The organism is Verrucomicrobium sp. BvORR106 (assembly GCF_000739655.1).
GTDB lineage: Bacteria > Verrucomicrobiota > Verrucomicrobiia > Verrucomicrobiales > Verrucomicrobiaceae > Verrucomicrobium.
In genome coordinates, this window is record NZ_BATR01000134.1 from 34,453 (window position 1) to 52,706 (window position 18,254).

An 18,254-nucleotide genomic window follows, 5' to 3' on the forward strand; every position below is an offset into this window, starting at 1 on the left:
CCTGCCACGACTACGCACTCCATGGCATTCTCGGCAAGATGCCGGAAACAGCACGCAAGATGCGTGCGCTCCCCGAGCTTCCCTAACCTCGTCCGCAGTCGAAGCTTATCCCTGAAGGGGATATCTACCTCAGCCCAGGGTTGGACGAGCCCTAAGCGAGTCACACCCTGGGTTTGGTGCGGGGCAGAGCATCAGGTGTGGAGGCCACCACACATCTCTTCCTCCCCATCGTCATCAACACCCCCACGATCGTCACCCACATCCTCCCGCGCAACCAAGAGCCGGGACGGCTCTTCTACAGTCCCTCCAGCTCATCGAATCTCGTTTAACTCCTACTTCCCGCCAGTGCGCCCCCCCCAATGCAAGCAGCCCATAACTCTAACCCATTCCCCTTAACCCCTAACTCCCCCCTCACACCGCCCCCAGACCACCCGCCACCACGCACACTTCACGGCGGTTCGCAGGCAGTTGAGTCGCCCTCAACGGTGTCGGCACGAAGCGACGGAGAGATCCCAAGATCTCTCCCACTTTGCTTTCCAATCGCTCTTCGGTCAGCTTCATGGTGAGGATGAGAAGCGCAGGACGATGGCGGCGGCACAAGTTCTCAAGATACGGAATGACCACACCAGGGGCGAGGTTCATGTCGGACACGAGGATGTCCACCTCCGGGGGCAGGTGATGCGGGGCCAGGGTGCCCACCGCCATGCGTAGGTGTTGGAACCTCGCACCCGTCGTGGCATCGTGGAAACACAACACATCCGGATCCATCACCCCAGTATCGACGCCATAAACCTGAGCGCCGTGTTGGAGAAGAGAGTAGCTGGCTCCGCCCGGCGCGCTGCCGAGTTCCAGCACGACCTGACCCTGTAGAGACTGCTTTCCGTCCAGACCCGACCAAGCGAGAGCCTGCTCCATCTTCAGCCAAGCGCGTGAGGGAGCCTCCAGAGGCAGTTCCAATCGCGGCAGACCGCCTGCGAGAGGGTGATGACTGGCACTGTGAAGATGGCGACCAAGGAAGAGAGGTTCCGTGGCCTTGTCTCCTACTATGACGTCGAAAATGAGATCGCCTCGGTTCGGCCGGCTCTCCGTTGGAGCAGACAATCCCGCCTCGCGGGCGTGGCCAATCAACCGGGCTCGGAGCGCATCCATATCCGCCCACTGCAAGCTGGACACGCCATCCTCGTGACAATCTCTCGGGAACACATGCAGATGATAGGGGCGGCCATCGGCAATCTCCCCCAACTTCTGGACCAGAGCCTTCTCATCTGGGAACAATCCCACCGAAGTCCCGGACGCCCGGCCAAACACGCAGCCCAGTTCAAAACCCGGAGGCAGTATTCTTGTGGCCTTCCACGTTACGAATTGAGGCCGCATGAAAGCGGGCGTCAACAGCCCCTCATGCCGCCGCGCCACCTCCGCCTTCAAGAGACGTTCGGAACCTTCACGACAGGTGGAATAGACGAATTGGGCAGGAGCAGACACAGTGGATCGGCGTGGGAATGAGGTGCGGAGGAAAGTGGACCTTCGACGATCCTGGCAAAATGACACGGAAAAAGGAGGGCGGACCTGCTACGGGGGAGACACAAGATTTCAAGACACAAGACGCAAGACCTGAAGTCGGGGACGTGCGAAAGCGTCGGGCAGATTGGCAATCAGCATCAGTCACGGAATCGGAGCGATTGGCTCACACAAAGGCACGAAGGCACAAAGGGTTAGGCAAGCCACCTCGCGTATGTTCGCGGATACAGGAGGCGGGGGTTCCCAGCCCGCTCACGCCCCAAACGTCCCACGATCCCCTCCCCGCTCCGCCCATCCCACAGACCGCTGGGCCGGAGACCCCGCCCTTCCCGCTTCGCGGGAGACGCCAGACTATAAGACACAAGACTCAAGACCTGAGCTCTCGCACAAGAGGTCGCCGCATGCGTAGTCCGGTTGTCCCAACCGGCTCACGCCCCAAGCGTCCCACGACCATCTTCCCGCTCCGCACACCCGCCACACCGCTGGGCCGGAGACCCCGCATCCTTTACTCCGCAGCCACGCCACAAAAAATGGAGGGCATCGTGCCCTCCATTTCTCAAATTTGCTCTATCTGCAAAAACCCGCCCCTTACACCGCGAGCGGCTCGGTCGGGAAGGTTTCCAACCAGGGCAGACCGTACTTGTTCAGGTCTTCCATGAAGGGATCAGGATTCAACTGCTCCACGTTCCACACGCCGGGCTGGCGGTACTCTGCCGGGTTCGTGAGCAACTGGCGGGCGGCGATCATGGCCGGGACGCCGGTGGTGTAGCTCACCCCTTGGGAGTTGGTCTCGGCATAGCACTCTTCGTGGTCACAGATGTTGTACACGTAGTAGCGGAGCGGCTGGCCGTCCTTGCCGGTGCCTTCGATCCAGTTGCCGATGCAGGTCTTGCCCTTGGTGTCTGCACCCAGCGTACCGGGTTCAGGAAGCAATGCCTTGAGGAACTGGATGGGCACGATGTCCACGCCTTGGTACTTGATGGGCTTGATGCCCGTCATGCCCACGTTCACCAGCACTTCCATGTGCTTGATGTAGTTGTCCGAGAAGGTCATCCAGAAACGCGCACGGCGGATCGGGATGTGCTTGGTGAGGCTCTCCAGCTCTTCGTGATAGAGGCAGTAGATCTTCTTGGGGCCAATGCCCGCCGGGAAATCAAAGGTACCACCGATCTCGAGCGGCTTAGTCTCCACCCACTTGCCATCTTCCCAGTAGCGACCGTTGGCGGTCACTTCGCGAAGGTTGATCTCGGGGTTGAAGTTGGTCGCGAAAGCCTTGCCGTGGTCACCTGCGTTGCAGTCGATGATGTCGAGCGTGTCGATCTGGCTGAAGTGGTGCTTCAGCGCGTACGCGGTGTACACGTTGGTCACACCGGGGTCGAAGCCGCAGCCCAGCAGCGCGGTCAGACCCGCGTCCTTGAACTTCTGCTGGTAGGCCCACTGCCAGTGGTACTCGAACTTGGCCACATCTGGTGGCTCGTAGTTGGCGGTGTCGATGTAGTGCACTCCCGCCTCAAGGCAGGCGTCCATGATGGTGAGATCCTGGTAGGGCAGCGCGACGTTGATCACCACTTCAGGCTTGAACTCCTTCAGCAGCTTCACCAGCTCAGGCACGTTATCAGCATCCACACCCGCGGTCTGGATGGGACGGCTCAGTTCGGCAGCAATGCCGTCGCACTTGGACTTCGTGCGGCTGGCGAGCATGATCTCGCCGAACACTTCCGGAAGCTGCGCACACTTGTGAGTGACGACACGGCCGACACCGCCGGCACCGATGATGAGGACTCTGTGGGACATGATTGGAAAAAGAAAAAGAGGTTAAAGGAATACACAGCGGCGGATCACTCCGCCGCCCGTCCTGATTCGATCAGGACTCGAAGTAGGTGTAGCCACGCAGGCCGTTTTCATACGCTTCCATGATGGAGAAGCGCTCCTTGGCCGTGATGCGTTTTTTCACCACCGCGTCTTCAGCAAGCACACGGAAGCGGCGCACCATCTCCTTGGGATCGTACTCCACGTAGCTGAGCACTTCACTGACCGTGTCACCCTCGAGCTCGCGGGTGTACTTCAGCTTGCCGTTCTCCATGCGCACGCTGACCACGTTGGTATCACCCAGGAGGTTGTGCAGGTCACCCAGAGTCTCCTGATACGCACCCACGAGGAAGATGCCGAGCATGTACTCGTCCTCCACCTTGATGTCGTGCAGGGGCAGGCTGGACTTGATCTCACGGTCATGGATGAACCGGTCAATCTTGCCATCGCAGTCACAGGTGATGTCACTGAGCACCACCGTGCGCGTGGGCTTCTCCTTCAGCCGGTGAATAGGCATCACCGGGAAGAGCTGGTCGATGGCCCAGAAGTCAGGCAGGGACTGGAAGACACTGAAGTTACCGTAGTAGAAATCGGTGAGGACCGCATCCAGCCGGGCCATCTGCTCGTCCGTAAAGTTGCCCGATTTCACGTGCTGGGCGATCCAAGCAAGGATCTCCCAATAGAGTTCCTCACCTTGGGCACGCTGACGCAGGCTGACCTTCCCGGAGCCAAACTCCGAGCGGATCTTGTCACGGTAGTACACCGCATCGTTGTAGATCTCTTGAAGGAACTCTGAGGTGAGCTTCTGGCCGTTCTTACGCACGCGCTCGCAGAGCTCGAAGACATTCTTCAGCAGCGGCGGCGACTTGGCCGGCAGCTTCTTGATGCCAGATGCTTCGTAGCGGTTGATGTCCAACACGTTGATGACGAGCACCGAGTAGTAGGCCACGATGGCGCGACCCGACTCGGAAATGATGTTCGGGTGCGGGATGCCAGCCTCATCGGTGACTTCGCTGATGGCTTCGATAACATCCGCGCAGTACTCCTTCATGCCGTAGTCGGCACTGCTGGTCTCGTTGGACTTGAGACCGTCGTAGCTGATCGCCAGGCCACCGCCGAGGTCCAGGATGCCCATCTTGGCACCTTCCTGCACGAGGCCGACATAGACGCGGGCAGCTTCCACCGCCGCGTTACGAATGGCGCGAATGCTCGGGATTTGGGAGCCCTGGTGGTAGTGAAGCATCTGCAGGCAGTCGAGCATGCCCTTCTCGCGCAGAACATCCACAGTGCGCATCACCTGGCTGATGTTCAGACCAAAGACGCTCTGGTCGCCACCGCTCTCGCTCCAGTGACCGGCACTCTCTGTGGAAAGTCGGATGCGCACCCCGAGCTGCGGCGTGATGCCAAGCAACTTCGAGCGCTCCAGGATGAGATCAAGCTCGCTGGGCATCTCCAACACGAGGATGACCTGCAGGCCCATCTTCTGCGCGCGCAGGGCGAGGTCGATGAACTCCTCATCCTTGTAGCCGTTGCACACGATGTAGGCCTCTGGGTCCTGCATGTACGCCAGGGCGGCGATGAGTTCCGGCTTGCTGCCAGCCTCGAGACCGTAGTGGTACTTGCGACCATAGCGGGTGACTTCTTCAATCACCTCCTGCTGCTGGTTCACCTTGATGGGGTACACGCCGCGATAGACGCCTTTGTAGTTGGCTTCGCGGATGGCGTTGTTGAAGCTCTCATTGAGCTCCTCAATCCGCCAGCGAAGTAGATCACCAAAACGGATGAGCACGGGAAGCTGCATGCCACGCTCGCGCATGCCGCGGACGATGTCGGGCAGACTGACCGGTTTCGTCTTTGTCCCATCCTTCAGATTCACCACGACTTCGCCTTTGGCGGAGACGTCAAAGTATCCATTGCCCCAGTCGCGGATGCCGTAAGTGGTGGCGGATTCCTCGATGGACCACGGGGGGAGTTTCTTGCTCATTTCTGGATTGTAGGGAACTAGCGCGGGGTGACTGGCTCTAAAGAGCGCCGATTGTGGACACAATTTGCCAGATTGGAAAGTGAACTTTACGGAAACAAATGGTGGACGGACGGGGGCATTCTGTCATTTCCCGATGCAGAATCGACTGAAGATGGCTCCGAGGATTTCCTCGACGTCCACCCGACCGGTCACTTCACCAACGGCCTCCATCGCCTCACGGAGAAAAACTGCAACAAACTCCGGGGCCTCATTGCGCTTCAACGCCGCAGCTCCGTGCACCAAAGCCTCCGCCGCACGCTGGAAGCAGGCCTGATGCCGGGCGTTGATGGCGACCATGTGGGAATTGCCCGCCCCTGCCCCAGTCCACACAGCATCCCTCATGGCCGCACGCAGAGGATCCAGGCCCTCCTGGTTTTCACAGGAAAGGAGAATCGCCCCACGCTCCACATCAGGCAACCAGCTCGGATGGAGACCGAGATCGCTCTTGTTCAGGATCAGCAGATAGCCATGGCGGTCTTCCAGGCCAGCCACACGGCCAGCGGCTTCGCGGGGCTGATTGCCATCCACCACCTCTAGAATCACATCCGCCCGGGCCATTTCCCGATTGGTCCGCTCGATCCCGCTCTGCTCGATGCTGCCTGCACCTTCGCGGATCCCTGCAGTGTCCACCAGCACAAAGGGCAGCCCGTGAATGTGCAGCACTTCCTCAATGGTATCTCGTGTGGTGCCGGCCTCGGCGCTGACGATGGCGCGGTCAAAGCCGCTCAGCAGATTGAGGAGCGACGACTTGCCCACATTAGGCTCGCCGCAGATCACGGTGCGCGCCCCGCTCCGGAGAATGCGTCCGTGATGGGCGGTATCGAGGAGCGATCCCACCCGCAGTTGGATCGATGCCAGACGCTTCTGCATCGCAGCCCCAGTATCAGGATCGATGTCCTCATCCGGGAAGTCGATATAGGCCTCCACATGGGCCAACAGTTCGATCAACTCCGCGCGCAAATGCTCGGATTCCTTGCCCAAACGCCCTTCCAACTGCTGCGTGGCCGCTTTAAGTGCCAATTCACTCTGGGCGTGAATAAGATCCATCACCGCCTCGGCTTGTGTGAGATCCATCTTCCCGCTCAGGAAGGCGCGTTGGGTAAACTCACCCGCCTCAGCAGCGCGTGCGCCGTGGTGCAAAAGCAGCTCAAAAATTCGCCGCGTGACCAGGATGCCGCCGTGACAGGAGATCTCCACCACGTCTTCGCCGGTGTAGCTAGCCGGGGCGCGGAAATGCGTCAGCAAGACGGAGTCTACCACCCCACCCTCTCCGTCCACGATGGAGCCAAAGTGCTGCACGCGGGGCTCCAGCGCCTCCAGCACCCTCTTCCCTTTGAAGACCCGTTGGGCCACCTGGAGGGCATGTTCCCCTGACAGGCGCAGGACGCTGATGGCGGCCTCACCAAAGGCAGTGCTGATCGCGGCGATCGTATCGTGCATGAAGTGGACTAAGCAGAATGACCCGGCTTGAGTTGAGCCAGACGGGCCCCTCAAACCGGGTCAGATAGATTTAATGCGAAATCAGGGATTCGAAAGCGACTTTCACTCCCCCAGGATGCCCTTCAGGGTGGCAATGCAACGCTGATTCTGCTCCATGGTGCCGACGGAAATGCGAACCCAGTCGGGCAGCTTGTACTCGGCCATGGCGCGAACGATGACGCCCTTGTCGAGCATCTTCTGGAAAACCGAGTTGCCGTCTCCGACCTTCACGAGCACGAAGTTGGCGTAGCTGGGCACGAACTCCAGGCCCATGGCGGCGAACTCGCCCTGCAGATAGGCGCGACCTTCGTCGGTGATCTGCTTGGTGCGGTTCTGGTGCTCTTCGTCGGCCAGACCTGCCACCGCACCGGCTTGCGCGATGGCGTTGGCATTGAAGGGCTGGCGGGTCTTGTGCAGCACCGTGATCAAGTCCTCATGCCCGATCCCATAGCCGATGCGCAGACCGGCCAAGCCCTGGATCTTGGAGAAGGTGCGCAGCAGGATCACGTTACGGCCCTCACGCACGTACTTCATCGTGTCCGGCGGGTTGTCGAGGAACTCGTAGTAGGCCTCGTCCAGCACCACCACCACATGGTCGGGCACCTTGTCCATGAAGCGGTCCAGCGCCTCCATGCTCACGATGGTACCGGTGGGATTGTTGGGATTGGCGATGAAGAGCTCGCGCGTCCGCGGGGTGATGGCTGCCAGCATGGCATCCAGATCATGCACGAGGCCCGGATCCGGCACCTCAATGGTCTCCGCGCCGAAGAGCGTGGCCATGAGCTTATACACCACGAAGGCGTGCTCCGCCGTCACCACCTGATCGCCCTCACGCAGGAAGGCGTGGCCGATGAGTTCAATGATCTCGTTGGAGCCGTTGCCCAGCACGATCTGACCGAGAGAGACGCCAAACTTGTTGGCCAGCGCCTCACGGAGACGGTAGCCCGCGCCATCAGGGTAGATGTGAGCCTCCGTCAGCGCTTTCTGCATGGCCGCCACCGCCTTGGGCGAAGGCCCCAGCGGGTTCTCATTGGAGGCCATCTTGATGATGTCTCCGGGTTGCAGACCGCGTTCGCGGGCCAGTTCTTCAATCGGCTTGCCTGGCTTGTAAGCGACCAGGTCTTTCAGTTGGGGATTGGCTTGGGTCCAGACACTCATGGGTGAGTCAGCGGTGAATCGGTTCCTTCCTACGGATTGACCGGGGACGCAATGAGGAAGTGAATTTCGTATCCGGTCCGGTTTCTTTGACATTCCCCTTCAACTGGCGGCTAATTGTTGTCTCAATCCGGCGTTTTGTAGCGATCCATTGTGTTACTTCCCTGTTGCAACCCCATGAAACTGCGAACCTTCCTCAGTCTCTCCCTCTGTCTGCTCACGGCCACCATGGCCTCCGCGCAAATCTCCTTCCAGGGCAAAGAAGGCCCCGGCAAGGGCAAGAAGATCGTCCTGCTGGCCGGGGACGAAGAGTATCGCTCGGAAGAAGTGATGCCCATGCTGGCGAAGATCCTGTCCGAGCGGCATGGCTTTGACACCACTGTGGTTTTCTCCATCAACGCCGCCAGCGGTGAGGTGGATCCCGAAGCCAAGGACAACAACCCTGGGCTCGAAGCCCTGGACACCGCAGACCTCTGCATCATGCTGCTGCGCTTCCGCGCCTGGCCTGACGAGCAGATGAAGCACTTCGCCGCCTACGCCGCCTCCGGCAAGCCCATCATCGGCATCCGCACCAGCACCCATGCCTTCAATGGTCTGAAAGGCCTGTACGCCTCCTTCAACAGCTTCGGCAAGAACGTGCTGGGCGAGCAGTGGGTCAGCCACTGGGGCAAACACAAGTCTGAAGCCACCAAGGGCATCATCGAGCCCGGCCAGGAACAGAATGCGCTGCTACGCGGCGTGAAGGACATCTTCGGCGATACCGATGTCTATGAAGCCTATCCCCCGGCCGATGCCAAGATTCTGGTCCGCGGGGAGGTCCTCAATGGCATGACCCCCGAGTCCCCTGCCGCCAACTACCCCAAGAAGCGCGCCAGCGACAAAGCCGAGCAGGGCGTGAACAGCCCCATGATGCCAGTCGTCTGGACCCGTGAGGTGAAGACGGACTCCGGCAAGGACGCCAAGATCCTGACCACGACCATGGGCTCCTCCTCCGACTTCCGGAACGACGACCTGCGCCGCCTCATCATCAACGGTGCCTACTGGACCACCGGCCTAGAAGTGCCCGCCAAGGCGGATGTGAGCTTCGTCGGTGACTTCAAAGGCAGCTTCTACGGCTTCAAGGGTTACGTGAAGGGACTCAAGCCCGAAGACTACAAGAAGTAAGCCATCCCCTGGTTTCAGCGATCGAAGGGAACGGCGGACCAGCTCCGCCGTTCCCTTTTTCTTTTCACGAGAAGGCCGTCGTGTGAGACTGCATGCGAAAGTGAAATCCCTCACCAAACGCCCCCCGTACGAGTTAATCCAACTGACGCTATTTTGCCTGGCAGTGACAGGGCTGGTGTGGGTTTATTTCTGGCAGACACATGGAGTGGGTCGCCGCCCAAACGCCTCTCTCGTGGGACTGGTTGCCTTTGTTGCGGCCTTGGGTCTTGGGGGTCTTGGCCTTTCAACCTTATTTTGCAGCCTGATCTCCTTTCGCCATTCCTCATGGCGATGGGTCACGACGGGGATTTTCACCAGCGCTGCGGCATTTGCGGTCGTAGCCAATCCGTCGAACCTGATTCAAAGTGCCGCCACAATGGCCGAGCGTCGCGAATTCGCGGCGGTGGGAATTCCCAAGCTCCGTGACGAGGTACAGCACCTAATCGACACCCGCCCAGCCTTCGACGCGGATCCCGACCAAGTCCGTTGGTTTGGCACCGAGGTGCCACGAGAGATCCTGTCTTCCGGGCTGAGATCTCTCGCTGCCAGAGCAGCCTATGTGGCGGTGAACGAGCGCGAAATCGTCATCGTCACTGAAGGCATGGGTGGCTGGCGCGCAGGTTACCTGATCCTCCCGTCAGGGTCCACCCGCGTTCCGAAATTCTCCCGCCGCATTGCGGACGGGATCTACTATGTGACCTCCACGTCTACGATTGGAGGATGAAATCGTCGGGAGAAGCCCGATTGGCAAATGTCCGATTTCTACAAATATGTCGGGCTCCAGTACGTTTATGGTGGATTGCCCATTTGCCACCCGCCAGATGCCAAGACTGCCGCTCCTCGCCACCGCCACCCTGTTGATCACGGCCGCCCCGCTTCCGGCTGCGCCCGATACCAAGGCTTTTTTCGGCAATCATTGCCTGGAGTGCCACGACACGGAAACCAAAAAAGGCGGCGTGGACCTGGAGGCTCTGCTCTGGGCCCCCAATGAAAAAGGAACCTACGACAAGTGGGTGAAGGTGTACGATGTGGTGCACAAGGGCGAGATGCCCCCCAAGAAAGAGGAGCGCCCCCCGGCCGATACCTCCAAGGCCTTTCTCGCGAACCTCGGGGACAACCTGAACACGGTGGACAAGCAGAAGGTCGCGGCGAACGGCCGTACCGTCCTGCGTCGGCTGAACCGGGAGGAGTATGAGCGGACCGTTCAGGATCTGCTGAGCATCACGCTACCGCTCACTGCCATGTTGCCGGCCGACACGCCGCTATATGGCTTCGACACCGTTTCAGAAGGGTTGCGACTCTCCACCCTCCAGATGGAGAAGTACCTGGAGGCCGCGGACGCTGCCGTTGATGCCGCGATCAATCTCGGACCAGAACCCGCGCCTATCAGTGGCCACTGGCTGGTCAAGGACGAGGAAGGCGTGCGCAAGAACATCGACACCCCGGAAGGCACGCTGACCAATCCCAACGATCCCAAGAGCAAGCACCGCCAGTTGCTCCGCGAACTCCCGGATGGTGCCATCGTCTTCTTTGACCAGGGCTACCCGGCGGCCCAGATTCGCCAGGTGGAGCGCCATCCGGCCGGACTGTTCCGCATCCGCGTAAGCGCCTACGGCTTCCAGAGCAAGGGCGAGAGCATCCCCATGCGGGTTTACGGAGACAACTTCAAGGACAAGCAGCTCCTGGGCTGGTTCGACATGCCCGCGGACAAGCCTCGCGTGGTGGAGTTCGTGGGCCGTCTTCGCGCCAACGAACACCTGCGTATCGAGCCGACCAACACCGGCGTGGATGAGAAGGGGCAGAACGTGTACAACATCGGGGCCAAGGAGTTCGGGGGAAATGGCCTGGCCATCCAGTGGGTGGAGGTGGAAGGCCCCCTCAAAGAAACCTGGCCGCCCCGCAGCATGGAGGCCCTTTTTGGCGACACGCCGATCACCAAGATCGAGGAAGGTCGCAAGAACCGCGACAAGCGGGTGGCTTATGAAATCAAGCCGGAAGATCCCAAGGCCAGCGCCAAGCAGGTCTTGGAACGCTTTGCCACCAAGGCCTTCCGCCGACCGCTGGAACCGGGCGAAGCAGACCGTTATGTGAAGCTGACGACGGATGCGCTGGACGAACAACTGAACTATCTCGACGCCATCCGCATCGGCTTCCGCGCCATCCTCACCGCCCCGCAGTTCCTCTTCCTGGAGGAGCACACTGGCAAGCTGACCGACCACGCCCTGGCCTCCCGGCTCTCTTACTTCCTCTGGAGCACCATGCCGGATGAGGAACTGCTCAAGCTGGCGAGCGAGAAGAAACTCAGTGATCCCCAAGTGCTGCGTGGCCAGGTGGAGCGGATGCTCAAGAACGAACGGGCCAATGCCTTTGTCACCAATTTCACCGGCCAGTGGCTGGACCTTCGCAACATCGACGCCACCACGCCGGACAAGAAGCTCTACCCCGAGGCGGACGAGCTTCTGCGGGTGTCCATGGTGGACGAGACCGAGGCCTTCTTCACGGAACTGCTTACCTCGAACCTCCCCGTCACCAACATCATCCAGTCTGACTTTGCGATGCTCAACAGCCGGCTGGCGGCGCATTATCAGATCGAAGGGGTGGACGGTGAACAGATTCGCAAGGTCTCGCTGCCCGCCAATAGCCCGCGGGGCGGCATCATCACGCAGGCCAGCGTGCTCAAGGTCACGGCGAATGGCACCACCACCTCGCCCGTGTTGCGTGGAGCCTGGGTCATGAAGAAGCTGCTGGGCCAGCCGCCCTCACCCCCGCCCCCCGGCGTGGGCTCTCTGGAGCCTGATACTCGCGGAGCCACCACTGTGCGTGAGCAGCTGGACAAGCATCGCAACTCGGAAACGTGCAAGGGCTGCCATAGCAAGATCGACCCTCCCGGTTTCGCGCTGGAGAGCTTCGACGTCATCGGCGGATTCCGGGAGCGTTACCGCTCGCAGGACAAAGGCGACACCACCACCGTGCCGAACACGCAGAAGAAGCGCCTCTACATCAAACTCGGGCCGGGCGTGGATGCCAGCGGAGCTCTGGCAGATGGATCGGCTTTCACCGGAATCACCGACTTCAAAAAGCTGCTCATGGCCAATCCCCAACCGGTGGTCCGGGCACTGACGGAGAAGCTCGTCATCTACTCCACCGGCGCTGGCATCGGATTCTCCGATCGCCCCGCCATCGACGCCATCGTTGCCAAAACGCAGGAACAGGGCGGCGGACTCCGCACTCTGGTTCAGGAAATTGTGCAAAGTCCCCTCTTCCAGAACAAGTAAACGTCACTGATCACGCCACCATGAACCGCCCTTCATCCCCTCTCTCCCGACGCGCCTTCCTGCGTGGCACCGGCGTCTCCTTGGCTCTGCCCTTCCTGGATGCCATGTGGCCGCACAAGGCCTCGGCGGCAGCGGCAGCCTCCCCCAAGCGGATGGTGGCCGTCTGCACTAGCCTCGGCATCTACGGTCCCGCCTTCTTCCCCACCGCCGCAGGACGCGACTACGTCGCCACGGAGTACCTGGAGCTGATGAAGGAGCACCGCAATGACTTCACCGTCTTCTCCGGTCTCTCCCACCCGGACCAGTCCGGTGCCGATGGCCACTCCTCAGAGATGACCTGGCTCACCTCCGCCCGCCACCCGGGCTTGGGCGGATTCCGCAACACCATCTCTCTGGACCAGTATGTGGCGGAAAAGATCGGGGTGGAAACCCGCTACCCCTCGCTCACACTGGGCACGAACAACGTCAGCCAGAGCTACACCCGCAGCGGCGTGATGATCCCGGCAGAGACGCGCCCCTCCGTCGTCTTCGCCAAGCTCTTCACCAACGGCTCCCAGTGGGAAGTCCAGCAGCAGATGCGCAAGCTCAAGGACGGACGCAGCATCATGGATACCGTCCGCGAAGAGGCCAAACGGTTCGGCTCCCGAGTTGGCTCCTCAGACCGCGAGAAGCTGGACGAGTACTTCACCTCTGTGCGGGAGATGGAACTGCGTCTGGCCAAGCAGGAGGAATGGGTGCAGAAGCCCAAGCCCGTGATCGACGCCAAGGCTCCCTCTGATATCGCTGAGAATGCCGACATCATCGGCCGCATGCAGCTGCTCTTTGAACTGGTGCCCCTGGCCCTCCAGACAGACAGCACCCGCCTCATCACCATCTTGGTGCAAGGACGCGGCGATGTCCCACCTGTGCCCGGCGTGAGCATCGATCACCACAACCTCTCCCACCACGGCCAGGATCCCGAAAAGATCCGCCAGCTTGAACTGGTAGAGAAGGCAGAGATGAACGCCTGCAACAAACTGCTGGGCGCGCTCAAACAGAAGAAAGAAGGCGACAAGTGCCTGCTGGACAACACGATGGTGCTCTTCGGCAGCAACCTCGGCAACGCCAACAGCCACGACTGGCGCAACTTGCCCGTGCTCCTTGCCGGCGGCGGATTCCAACACGGTCAGCACGTGGCACGCGACGCCAAGGACAACACCCCGCTCTGCAACCTCTATGTGCAGATGCTCCAGAGGATGGGCATCGAAGGCGACACCTTCGGCACCAGCAGCGCCGCCAGCGTGCCGGGGTTTGTGTGAGACCCGCTGCGCGGGAGACTCCAGACTAGACTAGAAGACACAAGACGCAAGACCTGACGCTCGGGGCGATGCCACCCCGTAGCGCAGATTGGCCGGCATCATTCGCCGGAGGCATTGTCTCACACAAAGTCACGAAGGCACAGAGGGTTCAGCATTTCAAAAGAGTCGGGGTTTTCAACCCCGCTCACTCCCCAAACGTCCCTTGATCCTCTTCCAGCTCCGCCCACCCCACAGATCGCGGGGCCGGAGACCCCGCCTCCTTGACTCCGCGGCCAAGTCACCTCGCGTTTGCTCGCAAAGCACGGGCACGCCTACGCCCCCTTCTTCTGCTCCTTCATCGCCTTCTTGACGCTCTCTTCCATCGCAGCGTATTCATCGCGATAGTCGTCACTCTGGAGCGTGAGTGCCCGCCCCGCTGTCCGAAGCGCTTTCCAGGCTAGCTCAAGCTGATTCGCCTTCTGGGACTCCCGGACAAACGGCGTCAGCATGTCAGAGAAGACCGGACCGCTGCTGGCCTTGCCCAGCTTGCCCATGGCCCAGTCGAGTTGCTTGTAGGCCTCCTCCCATTTGCCCTCTTTCATGAGTTCTTTCATCTTCCGGTTGGCAGTGTCCAGACTGAGGTCGGTACGCTCCTTGGAGTTCGCGGAGACCACACTGCGCTCCAGCTTGTCCGCCATGTCAGTCTGCCCGGTTTCCCGCAGCAGCGCCACGTACTTCGTGGTGTATTCGGCCTTCAGGTCTGCATTGCGACTGAACTGGCGGATGGCTGCCTCATAATGCTGGGTCATTTGCGCAGGCGCGGCCCCGGTGCCTTTGAGGATGTCCGTCCGCCGGTCCCAGGCATCCGCATCATTGGGGCAGATGCCGATCGCCGTTTCAATGGCAGCTTTCTCCCGAGGCAGATCGTTGGACGCTTTGAAAAGGTCCGCCATCTCCACATGGAAACGCGCCGTCAGATACTCCGGACGGTTGCGGAAGCGGCTGGCCAAGTACAGCAGATCGTGATCGGTCATCTTCTTCCCTGTCTGCGGATCTCGTGCAGAACCAGTCGCATAGTTGTCATAGGAATAGCGCCCCTCGTTGAGCTCCCAATGATCGTCAGACTTCATGTAACCAAACCAGGCATGAGCTCCGCGATTGCCCTCACCCACAAAGAGGATGGAGGGAAGCCCCCGCGCCTTGCCTGAGGTCCAGGCGAAGTAGGCTTGATCAATACAGATGCCACCGGTCTTTTCGATATCGACCAGTTTGTAGCTTTCACCCAACCAGGAAAGCTTACCCTCTTCGTACCGCGGGGTGTCGTAGTTGATGCACGAGAAGGCGCGGCCGAAATCATTCCGGGGAAAACGCACGTTCTTCTGAGCCCAGCGCAGTTCATCGAAGCTGATCCAGGTATCCACGATGAACTTGATCTGCTCCACCTCAAGCTTCTTGATATCCAGCATGAGCTTGCCCGCCGTGTCACTCTCCAGCCAGAAGTTGAAACGGTCCACATTGGTGACGCTGTCCGACTCCAGCGGCACTGCGGACGATTTCACCTGATGGTGAGGCCATGAGTCAGGGCGGTTCCGGTCAAAGACCACGGCCACCGCAATGGCCAGCGCCTTGTACACCTTCCAGGCCTCCGGCTTGGCCTGGCGAATGGCGGCCAGCGTTCCCAGCACCTTGGAGGCATCGTCCTCGGTACGAAGATTGGCGAACAGCTGGTAGCTCAGCGATTCATCCCCCATGAACTCGTCCACAATGGCCGTGGGAATCTCCGCCGTACCGTCCTTGGTATACTTCGCCTGATCAAGGAACGCGCACCATTGCTGGATGCGCCGCCAGCGGCCAAACGCGGGATCCGTGCCCGAGGTGGACTTGTACGCAGTGCGCAGGACGCCGCCCAACTGGAACGCCGCCGTGTTCCACCCCAGGGACTTGATGGCCGCGATCTCGGGTGCCGTCGGGACCTTGCTGATGTCAGCCGCCTTGGCAGCCGGCTGAGTTCCCAGGGCAGTCGCGAGAGCAGCGCCAAGAGAGAGGAGGAAGCGGGTGGTGCGCATAAGATCAAATTCCCTGATCCAGGGACGTTGTATAGTGAGAAATCCCCCACCCAGCGTTGGAAAAAAGCCAATCCGCGGCAGTCTTTGCCCCACTTACTTGCCATCCTGCACCTTAAGGACAGCAATGGAGCCGTTCTTGGCCAGATCCTTGCCAAAGGCAAGTTCCACCTTGGCCTGAGCATCTTTCACCCCGTCCACGGTGATTTGAGGCACCGAGCTGTAGCCCGCACCGGCATCCACAATCTCAAAAGCGGTGACCTTCCCATCCTTCACCAGCGCATGAGCCACCGCGTCGCGATGCGTCCAGAGTTCATTGCGCCCCCGGGCATAGCGGTAGTAGTTGGAGACGGTATCCAGGCGGTCATTGGTGATGCCGTGCTTGCCCAGGGCGTTCATCAGCGCGGCCTTGTTTTCCCTGACCTGATTGGGCTCCGGCGCGGTGCCCGCCCGCGCGGGTTTCACATGGCTGAAGGCCTCACGGAACACCTCGGTCGGAACCCCCAATGCTGCCGCAATCAGGTTCACAGGCCGTCCGCGATCTTGTCCTTCGGTTTCATGCCCGCCGGAGAATACCACCGGTACCCGGGTTACGCCTGCGGGAAGCGCAGGAGACTCAGCACTGAGAGGAAACGCAGCGGCGGCGACCAGAAGGAAAAACGCGCGAACGGTTAAGGCTTTCATGTGGTGAAGAACGGTGAGTCCCACGCGATGCCGCAGGATCCGCCAGAATTCCGGCGAAGCCATGCGAGTCACGATCACCAGTCTTCAACTATCCATTTCAGCAACAGTTGCGCGATGGGTCATCGAATCGTGAGACCTGCGTCGAAAGCCCCCGCACCTCCTGGCTACTGCATTACCCCCAACACCTGAGCGCGAAGCGCTTTTGGGATTGCGGCAAGAATTGCCGCTTTGGCGACTCTTGTGATACTCTTGAACCCTTCGCCTTCAGCAGGGGGCCATCGTGCCCTCCGCTGCCGGTCCACACTACGCCCGCACCACACAGGACTCCCCAAAGCGGTGATTCTCACCGCAGTCCCAAAATCCCGCTGCGCGGGATCAGCTGCTGAAGATTGTGAGGTGGCTCGGAAAACAATGCCGGCCTTTGATGCCGAAAGACTCAACCTCAACAACGCGTTCACGCACACACCGACTCATCAACTCCATTCAACCCCTGCGCCTGTTTTTCTTCCTACGCGACCGCCTCTGAACCTTCGAATCAGATCGCGTCTTCGCGTTCAAATTCGGAGACTCAATATGCTTTCGCACTATCATGCACCATGCCTCCCTGAAGCTGAACCAGGCAAGAGCCCCGAGCAGTAGAATGACCCAGCCCATTCCCTCAGAACCACGAGGATTTGCGCCACCCGGGAAGGATGGGTGATCGAGCCCCCCACTAACAGGTAAATGGCCCAACCGGTGAAGAGGCAGCCCCCTAGCAAGAACAGGATAGTTTGTGTCAGCTTTGTCTTCAATGACTACAGAAGTTTGCATCGGCCTTTACCGGAACGCCAGGTCTAACTCATCAAACCAAAAAAAGGCCGGAGCAATCTGCTCCGGCCTTTAAACCTAACTCTGAATCATCGACACACGGGCGCTTACTTCAGCTTGATCGTGAGCTTCTCTTTGCCTTCGATCTTGATGCCATCGAAGCCCTTGAACTCTTCAGCAGCCTGCTGAGGGGTCATGTCCTTCTTGTCCATGAGCTCGGCGAACTTCTTGAAGCCCTCGGGTTTTTCCAGGAGCTTGTCCATGTTCATCTCCATGAGTGTCACGGTGTCACCGCTCACGTGAGTCGCGTCCGTGCTGGCGATGCCGCTGGCGGACTTGAAAGCGAAGTGAAAACGCATGCCGGCGAACATGGGCTTCATCATGGCCATCTGAGCCTCAAGGTCCTTGGGCACTTCAGGCTTTGGTGCGTTCGGGTCAGCCTCTTTGGGTTTGTCCTGGGGCAGGTTCACAGTGAGCGTATCGCCCTCCAAACCGAAGGTGATGGACTTCTCGCCATCCTTCACATCGCCGGGAGCATACTTGAGCTTGCGCACATCCGCGAAAGCATAGGTCAGCTTCACGCCTTCACGTCCGTCGGGAGACTTGATCTCCTCGTAGGCCTTCAGCGTGACGCCCTCACCCAGCTTGGAGGCCTTCTCGCCCGCCTTTTCCTTGGTGGGCAGGATGTCCATCTTCGGACCGCCTTCGCCGCCCTGGCCACCTGCGCCTGCGGCCATCATGGCCTTCAGCTGGGCACTGACGAGCGTGGTCTCTTCCACTACGCCGGAGCCGTCTTTGTTCACAGTCACGACGGAAGAAAGCTCAAAACAGCTCGCCAGGAAAAGCGACGCCGTCAGGGCACCAAGGAGTCGAAAGAATTTTTTCATCGCGCCACCTTATCAACGCGGGAATCAGGCGCACAAGATGGATTTGGGGGAATTTTCGACAGGATAAGAAAAAT

12 protein-coding genes are annotated in these 18,254 nt (G+C 60.1%); 4 read left to right on the top strand and 8 right to left on the bottom strand.

Going from position 1 to position 18,254, the window contains the following annotated elements:
• Positions 1–411: 411 nt before the first annotated feature.
• From BV106_RS25250 to hisC, 5 genes are all read right to left on the bottom strand, one after another.
• A complete protein-coding gene (locus BV106_RS25250) occupies positions 412–1,482 on the bottom strand; it encodes an SAM-dependent methyltransferase (RefSeq protein ID WP_038169326.1) in 1,071 nt (356 codons plus the stop codon).
• A 624-nt stretch (positions 1,483–2,106) separates the two neighbouring features.
• The gene (locus BV106_RS25255; protein WP_038169328.1) at positions 2,107–3,312 is read right to left on the bottom strand and encodes a saccharopine dehydrogenase family protein; all 1,206 of its coding nucleotides are present in this window, start codon (positions 3,310–3,312) and stop codon (positions 2,107–2,109) included.
• Positions 3,313–3,382: 70 nt separating this feature from the next.
• Complete coding sequence (gene speA / locus BV106_RS25260; protein ID WP_038169329.1) at positions 3,383–5,311, bottom strand: biosynthetic arginine decarboxylase; 1,929 nt, start codon at positions 5,309–5,311, stop codon at positions 3,383–3,385.
• Between the two features lie 123 nt (positions 5,312–5,434).
• A complete protein-coding gene (mnmE, locus tag BV106_RS25265) occupies positions 5,435–6,790 on the bottom strand; it encodes a tRNA uridine-5-carboxymethylaminomethyl(34) synthesis GTPase MnmE (protein ID WP_038169331.1) in 1,356 nt (451 codons plus the stop codon).
• A 102-nt stretch (positions 6,791–6,892) separates the two neighbouring features.
• Positions 6,893–7,987 carry a histidinol-phosphate transaminase gene (gene hisC, locus BV106_RS25270; protein WP_038169333.1) on the bottom strand — a complete coding sequence of 365 codons (1,095 nt, stop codon included), beginning with the start codon at positions 7,985–7,987 and terminating at the stop codon, positions 6,893–6,895.
• A 174-nt stretch (positions 7,988–8,161) separates the two neighbouring features.
• Between hisC and BV106_RS25275 the strand changes: the two genes are divergently transcribed.
• The 4 genes from BV106_RS25275 (at position 8,162) to BV106_RS25290 (ending at position 13,760) form a co-directional block, all read left to right on the top strand.
• Complete coding sequence (locus BV106_RS25275; protein ID WP_038169335.1) at positions 8,162–9,148, top strand: ThuA domain-containing protein; 987 nt, start codon at positions 8,162–8,164, stop codon at positions 9,146–9,148.
• Between the two features lie 100 nt (positions 9,149–9,248).
• Complete coding sequence (locus BV106_RS38855) at positions 9,249–9,911, top strand: hypothetical protein (RefSeq protein ID WP_265596054.1); 663 nt, start codon at positions 9,249–9,251, stop codon at positions 9,909–9,911.
• Positions 9,912–10,008: 97 nt separating this feature from the next.
• A complete protein-coding gene (locus tag BV106_RS25285) occupies positions 10,009–12,462 on the top strand; it encodes a DUF1592 domain-containing protein (RefSeq protein WP_038169339.1) in 2,454 nt (817 codons plus the stop codon).
• A gap of 20 nt (positions 12,463–12,482) precedes the next feature.
• Positions 12,483–13,760: a DUF1552 domain-containing protein gene (locus tag BV106_RS25290; protein ID WP_038169341.1), complete on the top strand. Its 1,278-nt coding sequence runs from the start codon at positions 12,483–12,485 to the stop codon at positions 13,758–13,760.
• Between the two features lie 311 nt (positions 13,761–14,071).
• On the opposite strand, the gene BV106_RS25295 is transcribed toward BV106_RS25290, so the two are convergent.
• The 3 genes from BV106_RS25295 to BV106_RS25305 all read right to left on the bottom strand — a co-directional run bounded on the left by BV106_RS25295 (position 14,072) and on the right by BV106_RS25305 (position 18,180).
• The gene (locus BV106_RS25295) at positions 14,072–15,805 is read right to left on the bottom strand and encodes a hypothetical protein (protein WP_038169342.1); all 1,734 of its coding nucleotides are present in this window, start codon (positions 15,803–15,805) and stop codon (positions 14,072–14,074) included.
• A 93-nt stretch (positions 15,806–15,898) separates the two neighbouring features.
• Complete coding sequence (locus BV106_RS25300) at positions 15,899–16,486, bottom strand: hypothetical protein (RefSeq protein ID WP_265596055.1); 588 nt, start codon at positions 16,484–16,486, stop codon at positions 15,899–15,901.
• A gap of 914 nt (positions 16,487–17,400) precedes the next feature.
• Entirely contained in the window at positions 17,401–18,180 is a 780-nt protein-coding gene (locus BV106_RS25305) for a hypothetical protein (protein ID WP_038169343.1), read from the bottom strand.
• Positions 18,181–18,254: the final 74 nt, after the last annotated feature.